This window comes from Pseudomonas sp. GM55 (genome assembly GCF_000282395.1).
GTDB classification, from domain to species: Bacteria; Pseudomonadota; Gammaproteobacteria; order Pseudomonadales; family Pseudomonadaceae; genus Aquipseudomonas; species Aquipseudomonas fluorescens_CC.
In genome coordinates, this window is record NZ_AKJJ01000049.1 from 1 (window position 1) to 11,130 (window position 11,130).

Consider the following 11,130-nt stretch of genomic DNA (forward strand, 5'->3'; position numbering starts at 1 on the left):
ACGATCTTTTGATCTTGCTTTTGCGATCTGGATATTGCTGAAGATCAAGATCCAAAAGATCGCAGCCTGCTGCAGCCCCTACAGATACTTCGTTATCTGTGTTCCCCGGGATTCCGTGAAGTACCTTTTTTATTGCGTGCAGCAATGCCCTGAATGTTTCAGGCCGCGTGGCGATCCGAATCGTCGCCGCCACTTTTGTCCCGGGTCATGTAAGTGCTGCCCACCTTCTTACTGATTTGAGCTGTTTATCAGTTATCTCCCCCGGATGAAGCGACAGTTTCCCGGACCGGTACTTTAATGGATGTTCTGGAGCGACTGATCAAGGGTCCGTCATAGCCTTAAGGCTATGGATCCCATACCGAAAAGCTATTTCATCAATCGGTGATCCGGATCCACGCTGAAAGGTGGTTAGCTGAAAATAAAATAAAGAGGAGATGCCATGTCAACTGAATCGAAATGCCCGTTCAATAACGCCGCTGGCGGTGGCACGACGAACCGCGACTGGTGGCCGAACCAACTGAACCTGAAGATCTTGAGTCAACACTCGCCCAAGTCTGACCCGTTGGGGGGCGACTTCAACTACGCCGAAGCCTTCAAGAGCCTGGACTTCCAGGCGCTGAAAAAAGACCTGACTGCGCTGATGACCGATTCCCAGGACTGGTGGCCGGCGGACTTCGGTCACTATGGGCCTTTCTTTATCCGCATGTCCTGGCACGCCGCAGGCACCTATCGCACCGGTGACGGCCGGGGCGGCGCCGGTTCCGGCCAGCAACGCTTTGCACCGCTCAACAGCTGGCCGGACAACGTCAGCCTCGACAAGGCCCGTCGGCTGCTCTGGCCGATCAAGCAAAAGTACGGCAACAAAATCTCCTGGGCTGACCTGATCGTCCTCGCCGGCAACGTTGCACTGGAGTCCATGGGCTTCAAGACCTTTGGTTTTTCCGGTGGCCGCCCGGATGTCTGGGAACCGGACGAAGACGTTTACTGGGGATCTGAAAGCAAGTGGCTGGGTGGCGACGTGCGTTATGGCAAGGATGCCGGGCAAAATCCCGTAGAGCGCACTCTGGAAACTCCCCTCGCAGCCGTGCAGATGGGCCTGATTTACGTAAACCCAGAGGGCCCTGAAGGCAACTCCGATCCGGTTGCCGCCGGGATAGACATCCGTGAAACCTTTGCACGAATGGCCATGAACGACGAGGAAACTGTCGCGCTGATCGCGGGCGGTCACGCCTTCGGCAAGACCCACGGTGCCGGTCCCGTCGATCATGTCGGACCCGAGCCCGAAGCCGCCGGCCTCGAACTGCAAGGCCTGGGCTGGAAGAGCACGTTCGGTACCGGTAAGGGGGGCGACACCATCTCCAGCGGCCTGGAAGTGACCTGGACGACCACGCCAACCCAGTGGAGCAACAACTACCTGGAGAACCTGTTCGGCTACGAATGGGAACTGACCAAGAGCCCGGCGGGGGCCAACCAGTGGAGGCCGAAAAACGGCGCTGGCGCCGGCACCATTCCGGATGCCCACGATCCGTCAATACGGCGTGATCCGACCATGCTGACCACGGACCTGTCGCTACGCTTCGACCCGATCTATGAACCGATTTCCCGGCGCTTCCTGGCCAATCCGGACCAGTTGGCCGACGCCTTCGCCCGTGCCTGGTACAAGCTGATTCACCGTGACATGGGCCCGCTCTCGCGTTACCTCGGCCCGGAAATGCCGAACGAAGAACTGCTGTGGCAAGACCCGATTCCCGCCGTCGATCATCCGCTGGTCAATGACAGCGATGTGGCGGGCCTGAAAAACAAGGTGCTGGCGTCCGGCCTGTCGGTCTCGCAGCTGGTATCGACAGCGTGGGCGGCGGCTTCCAGCTTCCGTGGCTCCGACAAGCGCGGCGGTGCCAACGGCGGGCGTCTGCGCCTGGCACCACAGAAATCCTGGCCGGCCAACCAGCCGGCGCAACTGGCCAATGTGCTGGCCAAACTCGAAGGCATCCAGAAGGAGTTCAATAGCGCGCAAACCGGTGGCAAGAAAATCTCCCTGGCCGACCTGATCGTGCTCGCCGGTGGCGCGGGTGTCGAACAGGCTGCGAAAAACGCTGGCCACAGTGTGACGGTGCCGTTCAGCCCGGGACGCATGGATGCCAGTCAGGATCAGACCGATGTCGACTCCTTCGGTTTCCTTGAACCGATTGCCGACGGCTTCCGTAATTACCTGAAGCAACAGTACCGTGTACCGGCCGAAAAATTGCTGATCGACAAGGCACAACTGCTGACGCTCAGTGCGCCGGAAATGACGGTATTGCTGGGTGGGCTGCGGGTGTTGAACACCAATGTCGGGCAAACCCGGCATGGCGTGTTCACCCAACGGCCGGAGGCGCTGACCAACGACTTCTTCACCAACCTGCTGGATATGGGCGTGGAGTGGAAGCCCGTGTCGGATGCCCAGCAAGAGTATGAAGGGCGTGATCGCAAAACCGGTGCAGTGAAGTGGACGGGCACCCGGGTTGACCTGGTCTTCGGTTCGAACGCGCAGTTGCGTGCGCTGGCCGAAGTCTATGCCTGCGCCGATGCGCAGCAGAAGTTCGTCAAGGACTTCGTCGCCGCCTGGACCAAGGTGATGAACCTGGATCGATTCGACTTGACTCGCAACGCCTAGAGGAGAAGTTGTCATAACGCCGGCATGACCGGCAAAAAAGTGTCTTGGCTCGCCCTCCGGCTCCTGCATCAGCGGAGGGCGTCCAGCACTCAAGGCCGCCTGTAATGAAAGTTGAATCGTGTCGAGCGCGAGTCAGCTTTCAATAAATGAGCGGTTCTCCTCTCGAATGACGCGAGCAGCGTCATCGTATAGAAACGGGAGAAACATATAACGGCGACCTTGGGTTACCGCAGTGGCTTCGTGCAACAGTGAACACGAAAACACCACAGCCCCTCCAGTCGGTGCACTGTAAAGTACTTTTCCATACTCCGGGAAATGCAGAAAGCCACCTTCGTACTCTCCCGCATTAAGAAACAGGGACACGGCAAAGCGGCGATGCGCCGTACCCTTTGTGGTGTTATCCCTATGTGGCTTGAAATGCCCGCCTTCATCGCTGTTGTAGCAGGCCACCAGGTAGCGCTCCATTCGAGTGGCATTGAACTGGAACGCATTATGTAGCTGTGGAAGCAGACGGTTGGCTATGCGCAACACACAGGCTTTGGTTAAAGCCTGATCTTCAATTACGCAGTCACGACGTCGTTTGTGGCCATGGTCGGTGACCTGGACGGTTTTACCCGATTGCTCGGTCATGAACCCGGATTCCTCTCCGCCACGTTCGTCGTAATAACGTATCAGTGCTTTACACAGCGAAGGCTCGAATATACGGGGAACCACCAGGACGGGTGCGTGTGGCGTGGCGGCGCGTGGCGGAGCCGGTGCCGGTAATCTGTCCAGAAAGCGCATCAACGAGGGGACATGGTTATCAATCGGTGTTTCTACCGGGACGACGGCCAGGACACGCAGCGCGGGATCCAGCACATAGGTGATTTGCCTGATGCTACCGTCTGGTTGCAACGTACCGTAGAGCTTGCTGACTGCCCGATCGAAATCCCAGATGAAGCGCACGCCCGGTATCGAGCTTTCCACCCGCTTGAGCTTTTCATCATCCGGATCGATGGAAACACCAAAGAAGCAGATGTGATCATCATCGAACCGCTGGCGATGGGCCCGAATACCTTGCAGAACAACAGTTGATGCAGGATCCGTCGCAGAACCAAAAAAATAAAGCACGACATACCGACCGGCAATCGTGTCGAAACAAAAGCGTTCTCTCAGTTGGGTTCGGCAATAGAACCAGGGGGCTGGTTGGCCGACTGAAAATGCTGTTGCGCGCATCACAACTCCTTGCCGGTTGGCCGTGGTTGCGGGTAAAGCTAGTTCAGTCTTGTTGATGTTGCCTGGAGCGCTGATGGCGACTCCTCATTCATGACGTGTCTCTCTGGTGTTACCAGGCTTGTCATGCCTGGGCGTCGGCAGACCAGGCATCGATCACCGATTGCAGGAACTGCTCGGACAATCGAGGGTTGTCCAGGGCCCTGGCGATCAGTACTGCCCCGGTGATCGAGGACAGGATGCACAAGGCTTCCTGATGCTTTTGCTCATCGGTTTCGCCGTCGACCAGTGGCATCAGCGTTTCGATCAGGGTCTGCACGCCTTTGGTGAACGAGTGGCTGACGGCACCGCCGTTGCGCGCGACATCGGCTCCCAGGGCGGGGATCGGGCAGCCTTCGGTCCAGTTGGTCAGGTGGCTTTGGGTCAAGTAACCCTTGAGCAGTTCGGGGATGGACTTGGCCGCTCGCCAATCTTCGATGTTGGTTTCGAACGTGCGGCTCACAGCCTCCGACGCCAACTGCTCCTTGCCACCTGGGAACTGTCCGTAAAAGCCGCCATGGGTCAGGCCCACCGAGCGGGAAAGTTCGCCGATGCCAATGCCGTCGATGCCTTTTTCCCGGTACATCTTCGCGGCCGCGCCGAGGATCGCTTCCTTGTTGGCGGCTGCCTGGTCTTTCGTCACTTTCATGAGAGGGTCCTGTCATCCGATGAGTGCCCTGGCAAATTTTTGCTCAGGGGGTGGTATTAATGATGGTCGTAATATAAATTCGCGGCAATGGTTTTGCCGGTATCGAGCCCGTGGCTCAAGTCAAAACACCTCACAGGGTGCTGACCCATGAAACGTAATGATCTGCGCAGTATCGACCTCAATCTGCTGGTGGTTTTCGAGGCACTCATTCAGGAACGCAACGTCACTCGGGCCGCAGAAAGACTTTCCCTGGGCCAACCGGCGGTCAGCGGCGCATTGGGTCGTCTGCGCAGACTGTTCAACGACCCTCTGTTTAAACGCATTGGCCACAAAATGGAACCGACTACCCGCGCCTTGCAGGTGGCACAAACGCTTGGGCCCGCACTGGACTCCATTTGTTCCGTCGTCAGTCTGACGGCTTCCAGTAAAAAACCCAGTTAATTCATAGGCTTGATCTGAGCAATCGTTTTTTCGTCGTTAAACATGATGATCATCATTAATGATGATAGCCAAGTTCACTCCGTTCAATTCGTCGCTGCCCCCCTGTGCGGCCGAGAATTCTCCAACCCCTAAACCGTCAGGCGGACACCCCTATGGAACAGTCACTCAAACCTTTGCGTTATCCCCTTGCTGCACTGGCGTTGGCGACCATCACTGCTTGCGGTCACGCACCCGATGCCGCCCAGGCACCGGGTGCGCCGCATGTCACGGTCGCCAAAGTGCTGGAGCAACCCATCACGGAATGGGACGAAGTCACCGCCCGTCTGGAAGCGCCGGAAACCGTCGTGGTTCGCCCGCGGGTTTCGGGGCAGATCGATCGTGTCGCCTTCACGGATGGCGAGTCGGTAAAGAAGGGGGATTTGCTGTTCCAGATCGATCCACGGCCGTTCGAACACGAAGTGCATCGCCTTGAAGCGCAGTTGCAGCAAACTCGCGCCACGCTGGCTCGAACCGCCAACGAAGCGCAACGTGGCCAACGCCTGCTGAGCAGCAACGCCATCTCTGCGGAACTGGCCGACACGCGCAACACCAGCGCCCAGGAAGCCAGGGCCGCCGTCGATGCCGTGCAGGCACAACTCGATCTGGCACGCCTGAACCTGAGCTTCACCCGCGTCACCGCGCCGATCAGCGGCCGGGTCAGCCGTGCCGAAATCACCGCCGGCAACATCGTCACCGCCGACACCTCGGCGCTGACCAGCGTGGTCTCCACCGACAAGGTCTACGCCTATTTCGATGCCGACGAGCGCCTGTTCCTCAAGTACGGCCAGCTCTCCCGTGAAGGCCGGCGCAGTCAGTCCACGCCGGTGTACATGGGCTTGTCGAACGAGGAGGGCAACAGCCACCTGGGGCAGATGAACTTTGTCGACAACCAGGTCAATCCCAAGACGGGCACCATTCGTGGCCGCGCGGTGTTCGACAACGCCGACGGCCAATACACCCCGGGGTTGTATGCCCGATTGAAGCTGGTGGGCAGCGCGGCCTATGCCGGCCTGCTGATCAAGGACGAGGCCGTGGGCACCGACCTGGGCAAGAAGTTCGTGCTGGTGATCGACCAGGACAACAAGGCCGTGTATCGCAGCGTCGATCTGGGACCGAAGCTCGAAGGGTTGCGCATTGTGCGCAGCGGTTTGCAAAAGGAAGACCGGATCGTCATCAACGGTCTGCAACGGGTTCGTCCCGGCGCAGTGGTCGCACCTCAGGACGCGCCGATGGCTGACGCGCAAACCGTCGCCACCCTGGCCCGTCAACGGCAGGCCATCGAGGCGGGCAATCAGCCCGTTGCTCCGTCACCGGCGCTGGTGAAAACCGATGCTGCCGTTTCGCCTCGCGGATAAAGGAACACAGCCATGAAGTTCTCCCGGTTCTTTATCACGCGGCCGATCTTCGCCGCCGTGCTGTCGCTGTTGATCCTGATTGCCGGCGCCATCGCGCTGTTCCAGTTGCCGATCAGCGAATACCCCGAGGTGGTGCCACCAACCGTCGTCATCCATGCCAACTACCCGGGCGCCAACCCCAAGGTGATTGGCGAAACCGTGGCCGCGCCACTTGAGCAAGCCATCACCGGCGTCGAGAACATGCTGTACATGTACTCGCAGTCCACGGCCGATGGCCGGCTCACCCTCACGGTGACCTTCGCCCTGGGCACCGACCTGGACAACGCCCAGGTGCAGGTGCAGAACCGCGTGACCCGCACCGAGCCGAAACTGCCCGAGGAAGTGACGCGCATCGGCATCACCGTGGACAAGGCTTCGCCCGAGCTGACGATGGTGGTGCACCTGACCTCGCCGGACAAGCGCTACGACATGCTGTACCTGTCCAACTACGCGATCCTCAATGTCAAGGATGAGCTGTCGCGCCTGAACGGTATCGGTGACGTGAAGATGTTCGGTATCGGCGATTACTCGCTGCGTATCTGGCTCGATCCAAACAAGACCGCTTCACGCAACCTGACTGCGACTGATGTGGTCAACGCGGTCCGTGAACAGAACCGCCAGGTCGCTGCCGGCCAACTGGGTGCACCGCCTGCACCCAACGCCACGAGCTTCCAGATGTCGATCAACTCCCAGGGGCGGCTGGTCACCGAGGAGGAGTTCGAGAACGTGATTGTCCGCAGTGGTCCGGACGGCGAGATCACTCGCCTCAAGGACATTGCGCGGATTGAGCTCGGCTCCAACCAATACGCCCTGCGCGCACTGCTCAATAACCAGGAAGCGGTGGCGATGCCGATCTTCCAGCGTCCGGGTTCCAATGCGATCGACGTCTCCGACCAGGTGCGGGCGAAGATGGCCGAGCTGAAGAAGAGCTTCCCGGAGGGGATGGACTACGAGATCGTCTACGATCCGACCATCTTCGTCCGCAGTTCGATTGAGGCGGTGGTTCACACCCTGTTCGAAGCGCTGATCCTGGTGGTGCTGGTGGTGATCCTGTTCCTGCAAACCTGGCGCGCCTCGATCATTCCACTGGTCGCCGTACCGGTGTCGTTGATCGGCACCTTTGCCGTGATGCACCTGTTCGGTTTCTCGCTCAATGCCCTGTCGCTGTTCGGCCTGGTGCTGGCCATCGGTATCGTGGTCGACGACGCCATCGTGGTGGTGGAGAACGTCGAGCGCAACATCGAGTTGGGCCTCGAGCCGATCGAGGCCACCAAGAAAGCCATGGGCGAGGTGACCGGCCCGATCATCGCCACGGCGCTGGTGTTGTGCGCGGTGTTCGTGCCGGCAGCGTTCATCTCGGGCCTGACCGGGCAATTCTACAAGCAGTTCGCCCTGACCATTGCCATCTCGACCGTGATTTCGGCGTTCAACTCCCTGACCTTGTCACCAGCACTGGCCGCGGTATTGCTCAAGGCCCACGGCGCACCGAAAGACCGTTTCTCCAAAGTGTTGGATCGTCTGTTCGGGGGCTGGCTGTTCAAACCTTTCAACCGTGTATTCGAAAAGGCCAGCCATGGCTATGTGGTTGCTGTCGCCAAGGTCATTCGTGGCAGCGGCGTGGCCTTGCTGGTGTATGCCGGGCTGATCGCCATGACGTACATGGGCTTCAGTACCACGCCGACCGGTTTCGTGCCGACCCAGGATAAAAAATACCTGGTGACTTTCGCGCAACTGCCGGACGCCGCCAGCCTTGATCGCTCGGAGTCGGTGATCCGTCGCATGAGCACCATCGCCATGAACGAGCCAGGCTTTGACAGCGCGGTGGCGTTCCCCGGTCTGTCAATCAATGGCTTCACCAACAGCCCGAACGCCGGCATCGCCTTCATCGGCTTGCGGCCCTTTGATGAACGCAAAGACCCGAGCCTGTCGGCAAAGGCGATTTCCGCTTCACTGAACGCTAAATTCGGCAGCATTCAGGACGCCTACATCGCCGTGTTCCCGCCACCGCCCGTTCAAGGCCTGGGCACCATCGGCGGGTTCAAACTGCAGATCGAAGACCGCGGCAACCTGGGTTATGAAGCCCTGTACAAAGAGACCATGAACGTCATCGCCAAGAGCCGCAGCGTTCCGGAGCTGGCCAACCTGTTCACCAGCTTCACGGTGAACGTGCCGCAGGTCGACGCCGCGATCGACCGGGAAAAAGCCAAGACTCACGGCGTCGCCGTCAGCGATATCTTCGATACGTTGCAGGTGTACCTGGGGTCGCTGTATGCCAACGACTTCAACCGTTTCGGCCGCACCTATCAGGTCAACGTTCAGGCCGACCAGCAGTTCCGCCTGGAGCCGGAGCAGATCGGCCAGTTGAAGGTGCGTAACGACCATGGAGAAATGATCCCGCTCGCCACGTTCATCAAGGTCAGCCCGACGTCGGGGCCTGATCGGGTCATGCACTACAACGGCTTCATCAGTGCGGAAATCAACGGCGCGGCGGCGCCCGGCTTCAGCTCCGGCCAGGCCCAGAAAGCCATCGAGAAACTGCTCAAGGAAGAACTGCCCAACGGTATGACCTACGAATGGACCGACCTGACCTACCAGCAGATCCTGTCCGGCGACACCGCGTTGCTGGTGTTCCCGCTCTGCGTCCTGCTGGCGTTCCTGGTGTTGGCGGCACTGTATGAAAGCTGGAGCCTGCCGCTGGCGGTGATCCTGATCGTACCGATGACCCTGTTGTCGGCGATTGCCGGGGTGATCATCTCAAAGGGCGACAACAACATCTTCACCCAGATCGGCTTGATCGTGCTGGTGGGCCTGGCGTGCAAGAACGCGATCCTGATCGTCGAGTTCGCCAAGGACCGGCAGGACCAGGGCCTGTCGCCGCTGGACGCTGTGCTCGACGCTTGCCGCATGCGTCTGCGGCCGATCCTGATGACCTCGATCGCTTTCATCATGGGCGTGATTCCGTTGGTGACTTCCACCGGAGCCGGTTCGGAAATGCGTCGCGCCATGGGGGTCGCCGTGTTCTCCGGGATGCTCGGGGTGACCTTCTTCGGGTTGCTGCTGACGCCGGTATTTTTCGTCCTGATTCGTCGTTACATCGAGCGTAAAGCTGCGCGCAAGGCGGCCCAGGTTCAGTCGCTCAATGTTATTGATTCGGAGGCACACTGATGAATGCTTACAAGCTCTTTCTTCCCAGCCTCCTGGTCGCGGCATTGGCCGCCTGCACCGTAGGTCCGGATTACAAAACCCCGGACACGGCACCTGCCCATGTCGTCTCGGCACAAGGGGCCCACTACGATCAGTCGCGTTTCGAAACGCTGTGGTGGCAGCAATTCGATGACCCCACGCTGAATCAGTTGGTCGGCAAAGCGCTCAATGGCAACCGCGATTTGCGCGTGGCCTTCGCTCGCTGGAAAGCCGCCCGGGCCATTCGCGATGACATCAGCAACGATAATCTGCCGGTGGTCACCAGCCGGGTCAGCAGCACGCAGGGTAAGGCACAGGTGCCGGGTCTGACCGAGCATCGGGTCAACACCGAGCGCTACGATCTGGGCCTGGACATGGCTTGGGAGATCGATCTGTTCGGGCGTATCCAGCGCGAACTGGAGTCCAGTGATGCCCGGGAAGACGCCACGGCGGCGGACCTGTACCAACTGCGGGTGAGCATGATCGCCGAACTGGTGGACGCCTATGGTCAGCTGCGCGGTGCGCAACTGCGGGAAAAAATCGCTCTGGCCAACCTCAAGAACCAGAGTGAATCGCGCACAGTGACGGTGAGCCTGCGTGACGCTGGCGTGGGTAACGAACTCGACGTGGTGCGTGCCGATGCCCGGTTGGCGGCCGTCGAGGCCAGCGTGCCGCAACTGCAAGCGGAGCAGGTGCATCACAAAAACCGCATCGCCACGCTGCTGGGCGAACGCCCGAACACGCTGAGCATCGACTTGAGTCCAAAGGACTTGCCCGCCATCGCCAAGGCGTTGCCGATTGGCGATCCCGGCGAGCTGTTGCAGCGACGCCCGGACGTGCTCGCGGCGGAGCGCCGGTTGGCGGCTTCCACGGCCGATGTCGGCGTGGCCACCGCGGATCTGTTTCCACGGGTGAGTTTGAGCGGGTTCCTCGGGTTCACGGCGGGGCGTGGTTCACAAATCGGTTCCAGTGCCGCCCGCGCCTGGAGTCTGGGGCCGAGCATCACCTGGGCCGCGTTTGACCTGGGCAGTGTGCGGGCGCGAATTCGTGGCGCAAACGCCGACGCCGAGGGGGCATTGGCAACCTACGAGCAACAGGTGTTGCTCGCACTGGAAGAGTCGGAAAACGCCTTCAGCGACTATGGCAAGCGCCAGCAACGCCTGCTGTCGCTGATCAAGCAAAGCGAATCGAGTCGTGCGGCAGCCGATCTGGCGGCGACGCAATACAAGGAAGGGGTGGTTGACTATCTGGTGTTGCTGGACGCACAACGGGAGCGGTTGAACGCCGAGGATGCCCAGGCACTGGGTGAAACCGACCAGTACCGGGCCATTGTCGCGATCTACAAATCCCTGGGCGGCGGTTGGGACAGCGGTGAAACCCGGCTGGCGAAAAACAACTGACTGACCCGTTGTTGTTTTTGTTGTTGTAGGAGCGAGCTCGCTCGCGATGGACTCAAGAGCGCCGCGCTTAGCCAGCAAGCACGCGTTTTCGTTAACGACCATCGCGAGCAAGCTCGCTCC

The 11,130-nt window shown here is 59.9% G+C and carries 8 protein-coding genes; 5 read left to right on the plus strand and 3 right to left on the minus strand.

Features of this window, described 5'->3' with window-relative positions; all coding sequences use genetic code 11:
- Nucleotides 1-193: hypothetical protein (locus PMI31_RS31330; protein WP_238539288.1), on the minus strand; the 193-nt coding region annotated here is incomplete at its 3' end.
- Between the two features lie 246 nt (nt 194-439).
- Here PMI31_RS31330 and katG point away from each other — a divergent pair.
- Nucleotides 440-2,653, plus strand: a complete 2,214-nt coding sequence (gene katG, locus PMI31_RS13620; RefSeq protein WP_008018627.1) for a catalase/peroxidase HPI — start codon at nt 440-442, stop codon at nt 2,651-2,653.
- Nucleotides 2,654-2,785: 132 nt separating this feature from the next.
- Here the strand turns inward: katG and PMI31_RS13625 are convergent, their stop codons facing one another.
- Both PMI31_RS13625 and PMI31_RS13630 read right to left on the minus strand, forming a co-directional pair.
- The gene (locus PMI31_RS13625) at nt 2,786-3,868 is read right to left on the minus strand and encodes a 2OG-Fe(II) oxygenase (protein WP_008018629.1); all 1,083 of its coding nucleotides are present in this window, start codon (nt 3,866-3,868) and stop codon (nt 2,786-2,788) included.
- A 121-nt stretch (nt 3,869-3,989) separates the two neighbouring features.
- Nucleotides 3,990-4,553 (minus strand): TetR/AcrR family transcriptional regulator, encoded by a 564-nt coding sequence (locus tag PMI31_RS13630; protein WP_008018630.1) that lies wholly within the window; start codon nt 4,551-4,553, stop codon nt 3,990-3,992.
- Nucleotides 4,554-4,700: 147 nt separating this feature from the next.
- On the opposite strand from PMI31_RS13630, the gene PMI31_RS13635 reads away from it, so the two are divergent.
- The 4 genes from PMI31_RS13635 (at nt 4,701) to PMI31_RS13650 (ending at nt 11,010) form a co-directional block, all read left to right on the plus strand.
- Nucleotides 4,701-4,994, plus strand: a complete 294-nt coding sequence (locus PMI31_RS13635; RefSeq protein ID WP_008018631.1) for a LysR family transcriptional regulator — start codon at nt 4,701-4,703, stop codon at nt 4,992-4,994.
- A 152-nt stretch (nt 4,995-5,146) separates the two neighbouring features.
- The gene (mexE, locus tag PMI31_RS13640) at nt 5,147-6,388 is read left to right on the plus strand and encodes a multidrug efflux RND transporter periplasmic adaptor subunit MexE (RefSeq protein ID WP_008018632.1); all 1,242 of its coding nucleotides are present in this window, start codon (nt 5,147-5,149) and stop codon (nt 6,386-6,388) included.
- Between the two features lie 12 nt (nt 6,389-6,400).
- A complete protein-coding gene (locus PMI31_RS13645) occupies nt 6,401-9,592 on the plus strand; it encodes an efflux RND transporter permease subunit (protein WP_008018633.1) in 3,192 nt (1,063 codons plus the stop codon).
- Nucleotides 9,592-11,010, plus strand: a complete 1,419-nt coding sequence (locus PMI31_RS13650; protein WP_008018634.1) for an efflux transporter outer membrane subunit — start codon at nt 9,592-9,594, stop codon at nt 11,008-11,010. The genes PMI31_RS13645 and PMI31_RS13650 overlap by 1 nt, the downstream gene beginning before the upstream one ends.
- Nucleotides 11,011-11,130: the final 120 nt, after the last annotated feature.

Bases quoted from the DNA above. Each gene is read 5' to 3' on its own strand.
- katG (WP_008018627.1), top strand. From the start codon at position 440: ATGTCAACTGAATCGAAATGCCCGTTCAATAACGCCGCTGGCGGTGGC.
- PMI31_RS13625 (WP_008018629.1), bottom strand. From the start codon at position 3,868: ATGCGCGCAACAGCATTTTCAGTCGGCCAACCAGCCCCCTGGTTCTAT.
- PMI31_RS13630 (WP_008018630.1), bottom strand. From the start codon at position 4,553: ATGAAAGTGACGAAAGACCAGGCAGCCGCCAACAAGGAAGCGATCCTC.
- PMI31_RS13635 (WP_008018631.1), top strand. From the start codon at position 4,701: ATGAAACGTAATGATCTGCGCAGTATCGACCTCAATCTGCTGGTGGTT.
- mexE (WP_008018632.1), top strand. From the start codon at position 5,147: ATGGAACAGTCACTCAAACCTTTGCGTTATCCCCTTGCTGCACTGGCG.
- PMI31_RS13645 (WP_008018633.1), top strand. From the start codon at position 6,401: ATGAAGTTCTCCCGGTTCTTTATCACGCGGCCGATCTTCGCCGCCGTG.
- PMI31_RS13650 (WP_008018634.1), top strand. From the start codon at position 9,592: ATGAATGCTTACAAGCTCTTTCTTCCCAGCCTCCTGGTCGCGGCATTG.